A 16455-nucleotide genomic window follows, 5' to 3' on the forward strand; every position below is an offset into this window, starting at 1 on the left:
CTTCTAACTGTGAGCCTGATCAATGGGTGTCGGGTGGAACTTTTACAACTCCTGCTATAGCAACATGTAATGCTCCAACTAATCTGAGTACAAACTCATTAACATCAACCAGCGTTAACCTGCAATGGAATGCACCTACACCAGCTCCTGCTCAAGGGTATTTATATGTATACAACACTGTAAACCAAATTGGGGGTAATGACGGATATATTCCTCAGGGAACTATAGCGGCTATTGGCGAACTAACTCCTAACACCACCTACTACTGGTGGGTAGCTTCAGCTTGTGAACCGCAACAATGGATACCGGGCGGATCATTTACTACCCTACCGGCAACAACACCAACAGGGTGTAATCCGCCAACAAACCTGCACTTAAATCTTGCTGAACTGACTCCAACAAGTGCTGCTTTATTATGGGATGCCCCTACTCCGGCTCCGGCAGGTTATTTATATGTATACAACACTGTAAACCAAATTGGGGGTTACGACGGATGGACTCAGGCTACCGCAACATGGTTAACAGACCTAACTCCTAATACGACCTATTATTGGTGGGTGGCTTCGGAATGCGAGCAACAACAATGGGTACCGGGTGGATCATTTACTACACCTCCGGCTGCAGGAACAGCTTGTAATCCGCCAACTAACCTGAGTACAAACTCATTAACATCAACCAGCGTTAACCTGCAATGGAATGCACCTACACCAGCTCCTGCTCAAGGGTATTTATATGTATACAACACTGTAAACCAAATTGGGGGTAATGACGGATATATTCCTCAGGGAACTATAGCGGCTATTGGCGAACTAACTCCTAACACCACCTACTACTGGTGGGTAGCTTCAGCTTGTGAACCGCAACAATGGATACCGGGCGGATCATTTACTACCCTACCGGCAACAACACCAACAGGGTGTAATCCGCCAACAAACCTGCACTTAAATCTTGCTGAACTGACTCCAACAAGTGCTGCTTTATTATGGGATGCCCCTACTCCGGCTCCGGCAGGTTATTTATATGTTTACAACACTGTAAACCAAATTGGGGGTTACGACGGATGGACTCAGGCTACCGCAACATGGTTAACAGACCTGACTCCTAATACGACCTATTATTGGTGGGTGGCTTCGGAATGCGAGCAACAACAATGGGTACCGGGTGGATCATTTACTACACTTCCGGCTGCAGGAACAGTTTGTAGTCAGCCAACAAACCTACATACAAATTCGGCTGAAATTACATCTACAGGCGCTGCCCTTTTATGGAATGCTGCTGTACCGGCTCCAAATGGTGGATATTATTATACATATAACACCGAAAACACAGTTGGCAATAACCCTGTAGCTACCACATCAACAGCAGTCTGGCTTGGAAATCTTACACCTAATACAACATACTATTGGTGGGTTACTTCAAATTGCACACCTTTCCAGTGGGTTCCGGGAGGATCGTTTACGACACCTCCGGTTCCAGTAACAGAATGTATGCCTCCAACAAACCTGACGGTAAATACTGCTGAACTTATCCCTACAAGTGCTACACTACAATGGACCGCACCTTCATCGGTACCATCGGGTTATATATTTATGTATAATACAATAAACAGCCTTAATGGTGCAATCAATGGATGGAGCGAAGGAACGAGCGTTTCGGTTGACAACCTTACACCTGGCACTACATACTACTGGTGGATAACTTCTGAATGTTTCCCTATACAATGGGTTCAGGGAGAAACTTTTACAACTCCGGACACATACCCTTGTAATCCTCCCACAGGCCCGGCAGCGAACTCTGTAACAGATACAACAGCTAATCTGGAATGGAATGCTTCTGCTCCGGTTGCGGAAAATGGATATCTGTTTGTGTACAATACTGTAAATCAAATTGGCGGTAACGACGGATGGACTGAGGAAACAAATACACAACTGACACAACTGGCACCCAATACTACTTATTACTGGTGGGTAGCATCAAATTGCGAACCTCTGCAATGGGTTACCGGTGGAACATTCACGACTACCGAGATTCTTGGAAACGAAGAATTTACTTTATCCGGAATGAAATATTATCCTAACCCGGTTAGCGATGTATTACATATCTCTTCAATAAAAGATATTACCGCTATAGCTGTTTATAATATGCTGGGCCAGGAAATTATGGCCAAAGCTATAAATGCAACAGAAGGTACTATAAACGTAAGTAATCTGGCAGAGGGAACATACCTTGTAAAAGTGAATTGTGAACAATACGAGAGGACAATTAAAGTTATTAAAAGATAACTTCCTTAAATAAGGTTTAGTAATTTCGTATAAAACCCCGCTATTTGCGGGGTTTTATCATTATATAGTTTTAAGATTCTAAAACTTAAGAGTGTTATAGTATTAAAATCTTTAGGGTTAAATAATCAGTCTTTAGGATTGTAAACTAAACTGCAACAATAATTATGAGGATTATCACCTTAAAAAACTAGGCTTTAACCTAATTTGCCTTAAAAGTTTTTACTTAAATTTGATAATCAACCAATTGCCTCCAGATATTAGGATGAAAATTAAATCTAATACTTATGAAAAAAAAACTACTCCTACTCCTCTTCCAGATGCTCTTTATATCGGGTATCCTAATCTTTAACAGTTGCTCGAAATCTGACGACGAAACCACTGAGCAACAAACAACTCAGCTGACTGCTTTAAAAAATAAATATGCTCCTTATGAGATCGTAATGCTTACGGCATCCGAAAACATATTTACCTCTTCTTCTTTCAATGCCACTATCAACGACCAACAGGTTGAAATAAACGCACAGGAAAATAATGCTTCGTTTATATTACCAGATCTTAGCAACGGAAGTTATGAGTTAAACTTTAGTCTTGATAATAAAAACTACACTGTTGCTATAAATGTAGTTGCTGCTACAAATATTGCTGCTCCCCAAGAATATATGTCACAGATGCAAACTGACATAAATTCGCATATCGTGAGCCTAAACAACCAGATAACAATACTGGAACAAAATTCAGATACCCCGTCAGAATATCAGTCTTTAAAAAATGATGTTGTAAAATACACTAACCTCCTTAATGAATATACAACTGCATATAACAATTTATCAGACACTGATAAACAGGAATTTGCAAAAGTTATTGCTGCCAACAAAGACCTGATAACAGAATTTAATAACCTTAATAGTGATCTTTCAGCTAGTTTTACTAACCTGAGAACACCTAATAGCGTTCAGGATTATGAAGCAGATGTTGAAGCAAGCATGGGTAAATTTGTGTTTAGTGTTGCTTATACCGTAGGACATATTCCGTTGATTCTGACAGGAGGAAAACTCCTTGCAGCAAGCTTTAACCCCGGGGTACTTGCTGCTCTTGGAGTAGTGACCACAAGTTTTCTTATAAATGTAGCCGACACCGTTACAGCAGCAGTAACGCTAACAAGCAAATCAATAAAACCTTTTGAATTTATTACCGAAACATCTCTGGTGGTATATGAGTCAGGAGTAGAAAAGATAACCGATATTAAGGCCAGATATCGCTCTCTAATCAATAATGACGCTGATAATCCAGATAACGGATCTGTGATTACAACCATTGCAGGCAAATACAATAACTTAAAAGACAACTATAATAGCTTTATAGGCAACCTTCCTTCTTTTATTCGTCCAAGTTATGTAATGCAGTCCCTTAAAAACTCTTATAAAGCCATTGCAAGGTCGGTTTCAAACAACTACATTACTATAAACAACAATACTAATCCTAATGTAAACCTTCAGCAACTTAACCAGCCAGACGGAACCATAAATATTAGTGCCACAACAGATGCCGAAACTGATCAAAACTTTACATATACTGTAAATTATACCAATACTAAATTTACAGGCAGCTTAACTAAAACAGTAAATGCTAAAGTAACCGGAACAGATATTTGTAGTCAGGGCATTATGACGGCACCTGTGATTAGCAATGTAACGGTACAATGTAATAATGATAACGAAATTGCCATACAGATTTCATTTACTGCAAATGGAACAGGTGTACTTGTAGGTGATGGTTTTGGTTATGCAGATCCTTCATCTACTGAATATCCCACCCGATTGTATTTTTTTAGTCCCGGTGCTACCGAGTTTTCAATTGCATATAATGGGTATGATGTTCAGCTTATATCCGGAGACGTTAATTCCGGGGTTATAGAAATAACTTTATCAGGTAGCGGTAATTGTATAGATGGTCAATCAGCAATGCAGTCGCTTAACTCAAATTATCCAAACTATATATGGAAAGTTGAACTTATGAACCAATGTAATCAGCGTTCATCCCAGGTCACATTATAATTACCTGTTTTCAAAACACTTAATAATATTGGTAAAGGAGCCTTATAGCTATCTTAACAATATAACAAACAAAAAACGCTTTGAGAATTCCTCAAAGCGTTTTTATTTTTATGATATTGTTACTCAGCGATTAACCTTCTCAAAACAATGGTCAAACCATTTATTTACAATTCTCAGGTATTTATACCTGTATGAAATTCAAGCAAATATACTCTTTACAGAAATGATTAATAGAGTTTATTTAGTTGCCGCATATTATAGCACAGATTAGCTATAGTAGCCAAAAAGTTTACTTTTTATAAACATTACCTTACACATTATGAAAAAAATTACTTTTTTAATTTTTCTCACTACTGCTTTTACAGTACCTGACCTTGCTGCACAACAGGCTGTAACGGCATCAGGGGGAGAAATTTCGGGAAGTGGCGGAACCGCTTCCCTATCCTCCGGTCAGATAGTCTATACCGTGATTTCAGGGAGCGGAGGCACCGCAACCCAAGGCGTTCAACAACCTTTTGAAATTTCAGTAATAGGAAAAGACGAGCAAAAATCCATTTCACTTAAAACAACTGTTCCTGTCAATGCAATTGTTTCTCCTAATCCTACGGTAGCTACAATATCGCTTTTCATAGAACATGAGGATCTGTCGAATTTCAGATACGAACTTTACGACCTTAACGGCAGGATAATCTCTAACAACAGGATAAGAGAAAAGGAAACCATAATAACAATGGAAAAATACCCTTCCGGAATGTATATATTAAAAATATACGATGGCATGCATCAGATAAAAAATTTTAAAATCATTAAGAAAGACATATGAAAAAAATAATTACGCTATTATTAATAGTGATACCATCTATTCTTTTTGCCCAGGCCCCCGGCAAAATGAGCTACCAGTCGGTAGTACGTGATTCTCTGGGAGAGTTACTTACCTCATCTCCCGTAGGCGTTCAAATTAGCATTTTACAAGGCTCACCTACCGGAACAGCTGTTTTTGAGGAAACACATGAAACCAGTACGAATGCCAATGGGCTACTAAGCCTTGAAGTTGGAAATGGTACTGCAGTTACAGGTTCATTTGACGGAATAGACTGGTCTGCCGGTCCGTACTACATAAAAACCGAGATTGATCCTACCGGAGGAACCAATTATACCATAACGGGTGCTAATGAATTAATGAGTGTTCCTTATGCTCTTTATGCTGCAAACGGTCCTGAGGGGCCGCAAGGGCCAACCGGACCAATGGGACCTACAGGACCTTCAGGACCTCAGGGACCTACAGGACCTACAGGAGCGACGGGACCTACAGGAGCAACAGGGCCTACGGGACCTGCCGGGGCTACCGGACCTGCCGGCCCTAAAGGAGCCACCGGGGCTACCGGAGCCACAGGTCCAAAAGGTGCAACGGGTGCTCAGGGAATACAGGGTGCTACAGGAGCTATTGGACCTCAGGGTACTACAGGAGCTACCGGACCTCAGGGTGCCACAGGAGCTAATGGTCCTCAAGGTCCTCAAGGTGCTACAGGAGCTACCGGACCTCAGGGCGTTACCGGAGCTACTGGTGCGACAGGTATAGGATTTTCTAATGGTACAGCTGCGGGACAAATTTATCTTACGGGGGCATCATTTGCACCACAGGCTCCTGTAACAGTATCGGGCGATGTGACCATAACAGCTGCCGGCGTAACAACTATTGCAAATGGAGCCGTAACCCCTGCAAAAATCAATGCAGGTGGAACAGCTTCCTCTACAACATTTTTAAGAGGAGACGGACAGTGGGGCATACCTCCATCCGGACCAATGGCTGTGACAACAATCAGTGCTAACGGCATAACGCTAAACACCACAAATCAGATGGTATATTTTACAGGCAACTATACGGTAACTCTTCCTGCTAATCCGGTAACAGGCCAGACATTATATATTGCTACAGAAAATATAGCTGCCTCGCTTAATCCTAATGGTAAGTTCTTTAGAGATGCAGGCAATAATTACGGCACTTCATCAATTTCTGATTTTGCCGGAACAACTTCAAAAGGATTTATACTTGTATATAGCGGAACATATTGGTTTACATTCTAAACTAACAGAAGCCTAAAAACATTCAGAAACCCTCCCAAAAAATAAGGGAGGGTTTTTATTTAAAGGTATTTTTGGTGCGGCAACTCCTGAGTTTTCATTTTTCAGATCTTTTAAAACAAGAACAGGTTTTGGTAAATACTTAAAGTTCATTACAAAACCATCTAAAATCAGCACCTAAAAATTACATTCCGATAAACATTAGTCACAGGGATGCCAGAGTATTTATTATAGCTTTCAACTGAGATAACATTGTAATTTTTTAAAAGCTTTTAATTCTATAGATGGCCGAACACTTTTGAAGTATATATAATACTCTAAAACGCCTCTCCTATCCTGAAATAAACACCCCAGTCGTCTTTACCAACTGCACCGTCTAAACCAACATTAAATTTCATCCCTTTAAACACGCGGTAGCGGTAACCCGCTCCTATGCCGGGATACATTTTCCAATTGAAGCTATCGGTATCAGAACCCTAAATGGTAGCCAGTCCGGCAAAGCCCACTACACCCATTTTTTTACCAAAGTTATAGCGGTATTCTCCCTGAAGTGCAATCTTTCCATCACCGCGGTATTTCCCTTCAGAATAGCCCCTGATGTCTTTACCGCTAATGGTTACCTGCTGTTGAAAAGCTATATTACCTAACCCAAATTGCCCGAAATAGCGGGCCGCAATAACATCTTTACCTCCTCTTACATTAAAATACCGGTTATATTCGGTTAAAATCTTATTGGCATCAACATCATTACCAAACCAGGTAGGAAAGGCAATGTAACGAATCTGAGCCTTTGTTCCGTTCATTGGATAATACACCTCATCACGGGAATCATATAGTGCGTTTAGCTCGAGACCATTAGTCTGGGTGATACTTTCAGGCTGTATCTCATCTTCATATTTTGTATCATAATGCGCATAAGTATAGGTTAAGCCGCCATATAAATGTTTAACAATCATGCGTTGCACTCCTACACTTGCCATAGTCAGCTTTGTTCCGTAATCATAAAAAGCAGCTTCATCGGCATCGCTCACAAAAAACTGGGAATTATAATCGCCCGTTATGGCAAAAAATTTAGCCCTCCAGCGGTCTTCATCATAATACCAACGGTTGAATACTGATACGAAATAAGAACTATTGGTAGTGTACACACCTGAAATTCCCGACAATGATTGCGGCGAAGCTTTATCTTCAGAGTTAAGTTTGTACATAACCATGGGAATAGCACCAAACATAAATTTTAAACTCCGGTTATAGCTTAGAAAAGGCATAACATTGAATTCAAACTTTTTGTGTTTTAAAGTGTCCGAAGACACTTCACTTTTGGTTTGCTCCTGCGAATGGGCGTTACCCAAGCAGAATAAAAGAAGTAAAACAGTTGTAATTTTTTTCATGGTTGGTTAATTTATACTGTTATGATAACTCTTTCTCTATCCCTCAAATTTAACCGATACGGTATGTTTTTCGCTTTCGGTATGTGTAAACAATTCATATCCCTCCTGCCACCATTCTTTCATTTCCCTGGCATTAAAAATAAATGATCGCGTAGTGAGCAGTCTGTTAATAAAATAAAACGCCAACGTAACATTCTGGCTTGCGGCCTGCAAGTTAGCTATAAGCAAATCGTCGATAGCTATTTGATTCAGCATAAAATCATAAGTACGCGAAAAGGCATCAAGGGCATTGTTAAGGGGTGGGTTGTTATACACGCCATTTTTGAGCCTCAATACTATAACATCTACATATGATGCGCCCTTAAAAATAGCATGCTGTACAGGAATCAGATTACCAAAACCGCCATCGGCATACTCTGAACCATTTTTTTTCAGCAGGCTCATTAGCGGAACCATGTTGGCAGATGCCCATATCCAGTCACAAAAATCTTTATATTCATAATCATTAGACGACTTATATTCTATGGCCTGAGTGGTAAGATTAGAAACGGTCACGACAACCTCTTTTCCGGATTGCCTGATTTTTTCAAAGTCTTTTTTGGTAAAGCTTTTACGAATCAGCTTGCGTAGTGCAGTGCTGTCGCCTAATGTTTTTTCGCCTTTTACAAATTGTTTAAGAATCCCTAAGTGATTAATGCGGGTTGCCACCTCTCCGTTTTTAAGTTTTACTTTAAACGGACAGACCGTAAATATATCTTCCTGCCTGATGTTGGTATATATTTTCTTGATGCGCTCTATATCGCCCAGGGCTAAAAAAGGAACCAGAAGGCTCCCCGTTGAAGTACCTACGAATAACTGGTATTCTCTATGTTGTATCTTTAAGAGATACTCTGCGATACCTCCTGCAAAAGCACCTTTGCTTCCGCCACCGGATATAACCAATGCGTTCATGTATGGTTAAGTGTTTTATAAGTAATTACTTAAAGATACAGTTTTTTTATCTAAAACACAGCAAAGGAACGCATTACATTTTGTATAAAATAAAAATGCCTCCGCAAAGCGGAGGCATTTTAGCTTAACCTTGAAAGGTTATATCTTAGTGAGCAACTTCAGTTGAAGTAGCAGCCTCAACTTCAGTAGCAGAAGCAGCTTCTGGAGTAGCTACAGTATCAACTACAGTTTCTTCAACAACTACAGCAGTAGTATCAGCAGCAGCAGCATCAGCGTTAGCATCTTCTTTTTTTCCACAGCTAGCAAGTGTAAGAACTACAGCAGCTGAAAGTGCGATCATTTTTTTCATAATAGAGTTATTTATAAGATTAAATAAATTTTCGATTTTATTTCTGAGACAAAAGTACAACGTTTATACACTGCTCTTGAGCAGAAATGGTAAAACGGGTTCCTGACTTGGTGAAACAAGAATATTTGCTTACAATCTACAAAATGCTATAAACGAAAAAACGCTTTGAGAATCCTCAAAGCGTTTCAATTAACCTTTAAAGGTTATATCTTAGTGAGCAGCTTCAGTTGAAGTAGCAGCCTCAACTTCAGTTGCAGAAGCAGCTTCCGGAGTAGCTACAGTATCAACAACAGTAGTTTCAGTTACAACAGCTGTAGTATCTACAGTCTCTTCAGTTGCAGCCTCTTCTCCTTTTTTTCCACAGCTAGCAAGTGTAAGAACTACAGCAGCTGAAAGTGCGATCATTTTTTTCATGATAGAATTATTTATAAGATTAATTAAATTTCAGATTTTATATCTGTGACAAAAGTACAGCGTTTATACAGCCCTTTGAGGCAAAAGTGGTAAAACTGGGTTTTGACTTGGTGAAAGTAATAGGAAAAGCATGTAAATTTGATTTACTTTACATTATTAAACCTATCTGAATGCGTTTTACAACCATTTTACCCCTGTTATTCATACTCTTTTTGGCTCCTAAAGACCTGAAAGCACAAGACTCTGTTCCAAAAAAACAACAAACTTCACCCGAGATAAAAAAAGCGGTAAACAATCTCGAAAAGTCACTTAAAGAAAATGACAACCTTAAAATCGCTTTCAACTACGAAATACTGGCAAAAGGCTTTAGTGATAAAGATGATTTGGCGAAAGCGGAGGAATTTTTACTAAAAGCCCTCGATATATATAATGCCGCTAATAACAGTATAGGTAAGGCAAGATCGGTAAGAAGCATTGCCAAAGTACAGGAACTGCAAAACAAGCTGAATGCAGCCACTAAAAACTTTAAGCTTGCTTTTGATCTTTCGGTAGATGACATTACTAAAAACCTGAATAAAAACGACTATAATCGTCTAAAAAACAGAGGCAATACTAAACTGGAAAACAACTACCTGAATGCGAATATAGCACTACTGGAAGAAAAAAACATTAAAAGTGAAATAGCCGACACCTATATCCTTCTTGCAAAATTAAACCTCAGACAGCAAGACAGTACACAGGCATTAGGCTTTTATGAAAAAGCCGGGAGTTATTCTAAAAAGAATTCAGCAAAGACCATTAAGATTTATGGCGAAATGGCAAAGCTGCTAAAAGGCGGAAAACGTTATGAAGAAGCTATTACCGTTGTAGAAAAATTATTGGAGGAGGCTAAAGAAATTAAAGACTATGACACCCAGATAATACAGCTTCAATTTCTGGCTTCGGTATATTTTAAATATGACAATCCCGAAAAAGCTGTTGAAGCCCTTAAAGAATCCTATAGCATTGCAGCTACTAACGGGCGTACTTTTGAAGCCCGGGAAAGTGTGCAGCAACTGGTAGATTATTACAAATCTGTAAAAGACGATAAGGCAAGCATGGAAACGTATGAGAACTTTATCAAAAACCTGGACAGGATTATTCTATCTGACCACTCTCTTACTGATGCCAAGACCTTTAGGGTTACCGAAGAGCGTATTCGCCGACTGGAAAGTGAAAAATCATTTAAAGATGAACTTATCAGCCGAAAAAACACTTTTACCTATTTCCTGTTGGGTTCGGTAGCGTTACTATTGCTTATTTCGAGTTTTATCATAAAAACGCTTTATTCAATTAAAACAAAAAACAAAGAGATTGCATTACAAACGCTTCGCCTTGAAATGAATCCACACTTTCTGTTTAACAGCCTTAACAGTGTGAATCAGTTTATTGCACAAAACAACGAGCTTGCCGCCAATAAATATCTTACCTCCTACTCGAACCTGATGCGCAATACGATGGAAAATTCCAATAAGGATTTTGTAACTTTGGGGAATGAAATAGAGAACCTCACAAAATACCTTGAGCTGGAACACCTGCGCTTTAAAGACAAGTTTGATTATCAGATTAACGTAGATCCTAAACTCGACCCCGATAATATATGGGTGCCCAACATGATTGCCCAGCCTCACCTGGAAAATGCCATTTGGCACGGACTCCGCTACAAAGAGGAAAAAGGGCTGCTAAAAATGGACTACACCCTTAGCGGTAAAAATATCGTGATTACCATAGACGATAACGGTATTGGCCCTACAAAAAGTAACGAACTTAAAACGCACAACCAAAAAGCCCACGAATCGAGAGGACTCACCAACACTAAAGAGCGTATGGCGCTCCTTAACCAGTTGTACAAAACAAAAATGGACTTTACAATGACAGAAAAGCAAAGTCCTGAAACCGGAACTATTATTAAAATTACTGTCCCAATAATAAAAAAACCATGATGAGCCTTGCTAAAATAAGGAGTGTAATTATAGAAGATGAAACCGCAGCGAGAGAAGCACTAAGAAGTTACCTTACCAAATACTGCCCACAGGTAGAGATTGTAGGAGAGGCTCATAATAGCCGTGAAGCAATACCTTTGCTTCATGAATTACAACCTCATCTTGTTTTTCTTGATGTGGAAATGCCCTTTGGTAACGCTTTTGACGTACTTGAAGCCTGTGGCGATCTTACCTTTGAAACTATATTTGTAACTGCTTTCTCCGAATATTCGTTAAAAGCGCTAAACATGAGCGCTGCTTACTACCTGCTAAAACCCATTAGTATTGAAGAACTGATTGTTGCTGTAAACAAAGTGCATCAGCAAATAATAAACAAAGAAGTCTTTAACCGAAACAAAGTTATAGTAGAGAACTTCCGCGAGCCTAAGCAGGAAAAACAACAGGTGATACTACCTACCATGGAAGGCTTTGAAGTCGTAAAGATGGAAGATATAATACGACTAAAAGGTAATGGTAACTTTACCGACCTGTATCTTACCAATGGTGACAAAAAAATGGCCTGCCGTTTCCTGAAGTACTTTGGTGAAATGCTGCCTTTGCCTTTTATCAGGGTGCATAAATCGCATATTGTAAACCTCAACTTTGTAAAACTATATAACAAAGGTGGTTATATTACACTCGTAGATGGTGCCGAAGTAGAAATCTCACCTACCTACAAAGAAGAATTCATGAAGAATTTTAAGTAGATATCATAAAAAAAGAGCTCCCTTTGTGGAGCTCTTTTCCTGAATTAATAATCAATAACGTAATATTAGGCACTAATCGCAATTTGCGGATAAATTTCCCTTAGTCTCTTTTTAAAGTTTACCATTTCCTGCTCATTGTCAGAAAGTATCTTGTAACGAGAACCCGCCTCATAGGGAGTTCTTTCAAATGTAAGGTTGTTTCTTTTAAGCATACGCTCAATAAGATCATGATCGATAACATGTTTGTACAGTGTTCTGAAAATAGTGATGTGCATGGCTATAAAATTTTTAGGTTAGTCAATTTTTTATTTCTCTAAACTTTCTTTCTCACAAGCTGTAAACCCTATGGCTTTCAGCTCTTTCATAAAGTTACTCAAAATTGTTTTATGAAGATAAACCTTAATAAAAATTTAGGATTTATATGCACGAATACCACTTATAAAGCGTATAAGCCACACAGCCTCAAAATATTTAATATATGCATAACATTCAACAGTCTTATTTTGTAAGTATTTTAAGCAGAAAAGCAATCATGCTAACGGGTCGCAATTCATAAAAAAGTCTAAACCTTGCTAAAGGCAGAATTTTTTTATTCAAATACTGATTACAGACCAACTACTTATTTTTTATACTTACAACATAACTCCTTATTTATTAAGGAATAAACTTATTTTTACCTACAAAATTTTCGTTAATTCTTTTCGGTAAGAACCTTACATAGTATATTTTTGCGCTCAATTTGACCCCCACTCCAGCCACACCTTACAATCCATCCGCTGGAGCTATTATAACATCGCCCCCATTGTTATGATTTGCTTTCATAGAAGCCCCTTAACAGGGGCTTTTTCTTTAAAAAAATCCCCATCAGCACGGCTAACGGGGACGTTTATATAGAGTGGCTGCAAAAACAGCTCGTTACAGTAATAGGATTAAAAAATCTTATCTTGGCTGATAGTACAGTTCTTCTTCGTTAGTCTCTACAACCTTAAACATCGACCTGATGATAAGGCCAACAAACACTACACACATAATAAGCACCGAAAAATGAAGCACTGTTACCGCAAGATTGTTATTCAATCTGCCGGTATTGAGTTCATTATACAGATTAATGCCCGATACGGCAATAAGCACTAAGTTGGGTAAAATAAGCAGTAGTTTCATGGTGGAAGCGGTTTATATATTTTACATACTGCAAGTTCCGCAATGCAAATCACAAAATTTGCTAACCAAATACTAATAAACCCTTAATTTTTAAAATGTTATATTTGCAGTACTGCCTTCCCCCGCAAATGTGTATACTATAACGCAACTTACCGGCGTTGCTATTAGTATAGAAAATGATGTATGACGAAGAAACCATTTGGGAATATGAAATTATACGAATATAAACAACTGAACGACAACGAACAATATAATATATTATGGAATGATGGCGTGCTTATAGATGCCTGTATTGATGGAAAAGTACGCAAGCTGCTTTATGCTATTCATAATTTTTATGTTGAACTATGGTATGATATCGCTACCAATAAAATTCTCTGGAAATTAAGTTTTAAACAAGGGCTGTTATTAGAAAAATATCTGGCTAAATACCCTGTTATCTTCGATTTAAAGCACTAAAGGTCACTTTTACAATAAAATACCTACTAATAGGTATTTACATCTCATAGGATTGTTGTATTTTTACACCATTCAAAATTATTTTGGAAACAGGCCAATTGTGGTCGTCTTATCTGGAGTTGGGGGACGAAAGATAAATCACGATGATCATAAAAGGGGGCGGGCTCACAAGGCCCGCTTTTACTTTTTATAGCTATCTTTATATTAAAAGTCTGATGTCCAAAATCATGTATTCCTCATCTCAATTCTAAAATCTCAATTCAATATGGATCTGCACCAGCTCATAGTAAAGGTTATGCCCCACTTTCACGAGATACATACCGAAGTGCGTAAGCTGCGGTTTGCTAATCCCGGAAAAACACCTCATGAGCTTTCCGGATTATATATTAAAAAGACACGTAATAAATATGCCTCGGTTGGTGCGGTAACTGCCCTGCCCGGAGCCATTCCCGGCTTGGGAACACTATCCCAGATAGCAATTGAAACAGGAGCTATTTCAGCCGATGTTGTGCTGATGTTGCGCTGGATGGCTTCTACTGCCTATGCCATCGGCTTGATTTATGATAAGGATATTCAGCATGATTTTGAAGATGAGTTTACTGTAGTACTGGGCATTTGGGCAGGTGTGGTAGTTCCCGAAAAGGCGGCACACAGCAAAGGCGACAAACTTACTGCAGGGCATTTTGACAGGCATATTACCGAACGAATCCAAAATAAAATGCGTCAGAGAGTAGCCCGAAAAATTGCTGCTAAATATGGTTCTAAACGTGGCGGAGCCGCACTGGGCACACTCATTCCGTTTGGTGTAGGTGCCGTGGTAGGCGGTATATTTAATTATACCACCATGCAAAACTTTGGCAAGGCTGCCGACGATTACTTTAAACCGGGAAATAAGGATTTTGTGTTGACGGAGGAGTAAATTAGTTGGCAGTGATCAGTTGTCAGTAGGCGGCGATCTAAAATCTACACTCAAAAATCTGAAATTAAAATCTACTTCTTATTCAGCATTTTTGTCAAAAAGTAGAATACAGGCAACTGTATCAGTAGAAAGATACTTAAAAAAAACCACTTCATATCTACCTTATCATCCTGCATAGCGGATGCACCGGTATTATACTCTATTATAATAAAGAGTATCGCTATGCATGTTTTTAGTACTCTTATCATACGCACACCAATAGTATACTGGCGTTCGGCATTCTCAAGGGTAATCTCCTCCATATAATTGAACTTATAAGGATACCGCTGCAATATGCTCATACCTATAACCATTACCGTAGCAATAGCAGGCCCAAAAAACACCGAATCTTTACTGCCCCATGCATCGGCTTTACCACCAATACCAAAATGGGTAGGCACAATTTCGGGCAGGTTTGGATACTGCATAGTGACATACACCCATAAAAGGGCAAGTGCTGTCCAGGCAAAAACCTCAACTGCAATATCAAAACGGGTGGGTTGTATCTTAATTCTCGGGCGGTCTTTAGTATTCATGGTTAGCGCTGGCGATACGATTTAATTATAAAATAACTCATGGGCACTACTATTATGCCCAGCAACAATGGAGTAAGCAAATAATTACTGAAGTCCAGCCCGATGTACTCTTTATCGGAATATATCTCTATTACAAGAAACAATACTACGAGCATCACCCTTAGTGCACGTATCATTCTTACTGCATTGGCATATTGCCTTTCGGCATTTTCGGGCGTTATAGTTACCGTGTAGTTAAACTGCTCCGGATTTTGCTGAATTGTGCTCAATACCAAAAACTGAACGGTTGCAATAATAGGTAGAAAGAAACTTGTTTTTTTATCACCAAAACCATCAGCCTCTCCGGCAAGGTTAAAGTGCGTAGGCACTACATCAGGAAGTTTGTAATACATCACTATTACAAATATCCATAAAGCAGCAAGGCCAATATAACCTATAGCTTCAAGAATCGTATCGGTACGGGTGGGCTTTATCTTAATTTCAGGGCGGGTATTCATGGTGTTGATTTGCTATACAAATATACGTAATCTTACGTTTCGGGTAAACTTTAAAAGATTGACCAAACGTAATGTTTAAGATATAAATCACTTTTACCCCAGTTTCGGGATTTATTATACCTACCTTTAGCGTAAATACTTAAAAATGAAAAAGTTTAGCATTAACGACGAAGTATATCGCGCAGGACAGTTTGGTAACAAAATAGCTTTGTTTGTATGGAAAATAAACCACGAGACAGGCGGCAAAACTACCTATACCTGCTCTCATGACAAAGGACGAAATGAAGAGATTTATACCGAAAAACAAATCTATTATCTCTCAGAACTGTATCAGATATAATTTTTATATCACACTAACCTTCATCTGCACGCAAATATAATTTTAGTAAACTGACCGCTGCACTAAACGACAATATACCGCAACACAATGCCAGAATAAAATAACTAAACTCAAAAGAGCAAAATCCTAACGCCTCTGAAATAAATGAGATAAGAGGTACACAAATTACCGACATTATAAAAATATACCCGCACAGCCCCATAGTTAGCAAATATGATACTCCTTTTAAAATCCTATTTTGACTTAATCCGGT

Annotated in this window: 18 protein-coding genes; 9 read left to right on the forward strand and 9 right to left on the reverse strand. The window is 38.9% G+C overall.

Annotation, left to right across the window (positions count from 1 at the left end; genetic code table 11):
- The 4 genes from ACFSR3_RS07995 to ACFSR3_RS08010 all read left to right on the forward strand — a co-directional run.
- Positions 1–2282: fibronectin type III domain-containing protein (locus ACFSR3_RS07995; protein WP_379820502.1), on the forward strand; the 2282-nt coding region annotated here is incomplete at its 5' end.
- A 284-nt stretch (positions 2283–2566) separates the two neighbouring features.
- A complete protein-coding gene (locus tag ACFSR3_RS08000) occupies positions 2567–4336 on the forward strand; it encodes a hypothetical protein (RefSeq protein WP_379820503.1) in 1770 nt (589 codons plus the stop codon).
- 319 nt (positions 4337–4655) lie between these two features.
- Positions 4656–5159 (forward strand): T9SS type A sorting domain-containing protein, encoded by a 504-nt coding sequence (locus tag ACFSR3_RS08005; protein WP_379820504.1) that lies wholly within the window; start codon positions 4656–4658, stop codon positions 5157–5159.
- Positions 5156–6421, forward strand: a complete 1266-nt coding sequence (locus ACFSR3_RS08010) for a hypothetical protein (RefSeq protein ID WP_379820505.1) — start codon at positions 5156–5158, stop codon at positions 6419–6421. Before ACFSR3_RS08005 ends, ACFSR3_RS08010 begins: the two co-directional genes overlap by 4 nt.
- Positions 6422–6735: 314 nt before the next feature.
- Here ACFSR3_RS08010 and ACFSR3_RS08015 read toward each other — a convergent pair whose 3' ends face one another.
- From ACFSR3_RS08015 to ACFSR3_RS08035, 5 genes are all read right to left on the reverse strand, one after another.
- The gene (locus ACFSR3_RS08015) at positions 6736–6864 is read right to left on the reverse strand and encodes a hypothetical protein (protein ID WP_379820506.1); all 129 of its coding nucleotides are present in this window, start codon (positions 6862–6864) and stop codon (positions 6736–6738) included.
- Between the two features lie 30 nt (positions 6865–6894).
- Complete coding sequence (locus tag ACFSR3_RS08020) at positions 6895–7809, reverse strand: BamA/TamA family outer membrane protein (protein WP_379820507.1); 915 nt, start codon at positions 7807–7809, stop codon at positions 6895–6897.
- Between the two features lie 36 nt (positions 7810–7845).
- On the reverse strand, positions 7846–8760 hold the full coding sequence (locus tag ACFSR3_RS08025) for a patatin-like phospholipase family protein (protein WP_379820508.1): 915 nt from the start codon (positions 8758–8760) through the stop codon (positions 7846–7848).
- 145 nt (positions 8761–8905) lie between these two features.
- Positions 8906–9109, reverse strand: coding sequence for a hypothetical protein (locus tag ACFSR3_RS08030; RefSeq protein WP_199509094.1), 204 nt, complete (start codon positions 9107–9109; stop codon positions 8906–8908).
- Positions 9110–9319: 210 nt separating this feature from the next.
- Positions 9320–9523, reverse strand: a complete 204-nt coding sequence (locus ACFSR3_RS08035; protein WP_114758805.1) for a hypothetical protein — start codon at positions 9521–9523, stop codon at positions 9320–9322.
- A 170-nt stretch (positions 9524–9693) separates the two neighbouring features.
- On the opposite strand from ACFSR3_RS08035, the gene ACFSR3_RS08040 reads away from it, so the two are divergent.
- Entirely contained in the window at positions 9694–11505 is a 1812-nt protein-coding gene (locus tag ACFSR3_RS08040) for a tetratricopeptide repeat-containing sensor histidine kinase (protein WP_379820509.1), read from the forward strand.
- Positions 11502–12251 carry a LytR/AlgR family response regulator transcription factor gene (locus ACFSR3_RS08045; protein ID WP_379820510.1) on the forward strand — a complete coding sequence of 250 codons (750 nt, stop codon included), beginning with the start codon at positions 11502–11504 and terminating at the stop codon, positions 12249–12251. The genes ACFSR3_RS08040 and ACFSR3_RS08045 overlap by 4 nt, the downstream gene beginning before the upstream one ends.
- 65 nt (positions 12252–12316) lie before the next feature.
- Here the strand turns inward: ACFSR3_RS08045 and ACFSR3_RS08050 are convergent, their stop codons facing one another.
- Positions 12317–12526: a hypothetical protein gene (locus tag ACFSR3_RS08050; RefSeq protein WP_379820511.1), complete on the reverse strand. Its 210-nt coding sequence runs from the start codon at positions 12524–12526 to the stop codon at positions 12317–12319.
- A 664-nt stretch (positions 12527–13190) separates the two neighbouring features.
- Positions 13191–13412, reverse strand: coding sequence for a hypothetical protein (locus tag ACFSR3_RS08055; RefSeq protein ID WP_114758801.1), 222 nt, complete (start codon positions 13410–13412; stop codon positions 13191–13193).
- A 207-nt stretch (positions 13413–13619) separates the two neighbouring features.
- Here ACFSR3_RS08055 and ACFSR3_RS08060 point away from each other — a divergent pair, with 207 nt between their 5' ends.
- Entirely contained in the window at positions 13620–13871 is a 252-nt protein-coding gene (locus ACFSR3_RS08060) for a hypothetical protein (protein ID WP_379820512.1), read from the forward strand.
- 265 nt (positions 13872–14136) lie between these two features.
- Entirely contained in the window at positions 14137–14790 is a 654-nt protein-coding gene (locus tag ACFSR3_RS08065) for a hypothetical protein (RefSeq protein WP_379820513.1), read from the forward strand.
- A gap of 71 nt (positions 14791–14861) precedes the next feature.
- On the opposite strand, the gene ACFSR3_RS08070 is transcribed toward ACFSR3_RS08065, so the two are convergent.
- Positions 14862–15365: a DUF1648 domain-containing protein gene (locus tag ACFSR3_RS08070; RefSeq protein ID WP_379820514.1), complete on the reverse strand. Its 504-nt coding sequence runs from the start codon at positions 15363–15365 to the stop codon at positions 14862–14864.
- A gap of 2 nt (positions 15366–15367) precedes the next feature.
- Complete coding sequence (locus ACFSR3_RS08075) at positions 15368–15862, reverse strand: DUF1648 domain-containing protein (protein ID WP_379820515.1); 495 nt, start codon at positions 15860–15862, stop codon at positions 15368–15370.
- Between the two features lie 145 nt (positions 15863–16007).
- Here ACFSR3_RS08075 and ACFSR3_RS08080 point away from each other — a divergent pair, with 145 nt between their 5' ends.
- Complete coding sequence (locus tag ACFSR3_RS08080) at positions 16008–16202, forward strand: hypothetical protein (RefSeq protein WP_114758796.1); 195 nt, start codon at positions 16008–16010, stop codon at positions 16200–16202.
- The last annotated feature ends 253 nt before the right edge of the window (positions 16203–16455 follow it).

Origin of the sequence: Flavobacterium suzhouense, assembly GCF_042684765.1 — a bacterium.
Taxonomy (GTDB): domain Bacteria; phylum Bacteroidota; class Bacteroidia; order Flavobacteriales; family Flavobacteriaceae; genus Flavobacterium; species Flavobacterium suzhouense.

Excerpts from the sequence above, each read along its gene's own strand:
- ACFSR3_RS08040 (WP_379820509.1), top strand. The coding sequence starts at position 9,694 with ATGCGTTTTACAACCATTTTACCCCTGTTATTCATACTCTTTTTGGCT.
- ACFSR3_RS08050 (WP_379820511.1), bottom strand. The coding sequence starts at position 12,526 with ATGCACATCACTATTTTCAGAACACTGTACAAACATGTTATCGATCAT.
- ACFSR3_RS08030 (WP_199509094.1), bottom strand. The coding sequence starts at position 9,109 with ATGAAAAAAATGATCGCACTTTCAGCTGCTGTAGTTCTTACACTTGCT.
- ACFSR3_RS08020 (WP_379820507.1), bottom strand. The coding sequence starts at position 7,809 with ATGAAAAAAATTACAACTGTTTTACTTCTTTTATTCTGCTTGGGTAAC.
- ACFSR3_RS08025 (WP_379820508.1), bottom strand. The coding sequence starts at position 8,760 with ATGAACGCATTGGTTATATCCGGTGGCGGAAGCAAAGGTGCTTTTGCA.
- ACFSR3_RS08065 (WP_379820513.1), top strand. The coding sequence starts at position 14,137 with ATGGATCTGCACCAGCTCATAGTAAAGGTTATGCCCCACTTTCACGAG.
- ACFSR3_RS08035 (WP_114758805.1), bottom strand. The coding sequence starts at position 9,523 with ATGAAAAAAATGATCGCACTTTCAGCTGCTGTAGTTCTTACACTTGCT.
- ACFSR3_RS08015 (WP_379820506.1), bottom strand. The coding sequence starts at position 6,864 with ATGTATCCCGGCATAGGAGCGGGTTACCGCTACCGCGTGTTTAAAGGG.
- ACFSR3_RS08055 (WP_114758801.1), bottom strand. The coding sequence starts at position 13,412 with ATGAAACTACTGCTTATTTTACCCAACTTAGTGCTTATTGCCGTATCG.
- ACFSR3_RS08000 (WP_379820503.1), top strand. The coding sequence starts at position 2,567 with ATGAAAAAAAAACTACTCCTACTCCTCTTCCAGATGCTCTTTATATCG.
- ACFSR3_RS08005 (WP_379820504.1), top strand. The coding sequence starts at position 4,656 with ATGAAAAAAATTACTTTTTTAATTTTTCTCACTACTGCTTTTACAGTA.
- ACFSR3_RS08045 (WP_379820510.1), top strand. The coding sequence starts at position 11,502 with ATGATGAGCCTTGCTAAAATAAGGAGTGTAATTATAGAAGATGAAACC.
- ACFSR3_RS08075 (WP_379820515.1), bottom strand. The coding sequence starts at position 15,862 with ATGAATACCCGCCCTGAAATTAAGATAAAGCCCACCCGTACCGATACG.
- ACFSR3_RS08060 (WP_379820512.1), top strand. The coding sequence starts at position 13,620 with ATGAAATTATACGAATATAAACAACTGAACGACAACGAACAATATAAT.
- ACFSR3_RS08080 (WP_114758796.1), top strand. The coding sequence starts at position 16,008 with ATGAAAAAGTTTAGCATTAACGACGAAGTATATCGCGCAGGACAGTTT.
- ACFSR3_RS08070 (WP_379820514.1), bottom strand. The coding sequence starts at position 15,365 with ATGAATACTAAAGACCGCCCGAGAATTAAGATACAACCCACCCGTTTT.
- ACFSR3_RS08010 (WP_379820505.1), top strand. The coding sequence starts at position 5,156 with ATGAAAAAAATAATTACGCTATTATTAATAGTGATACCATCTATTCTT.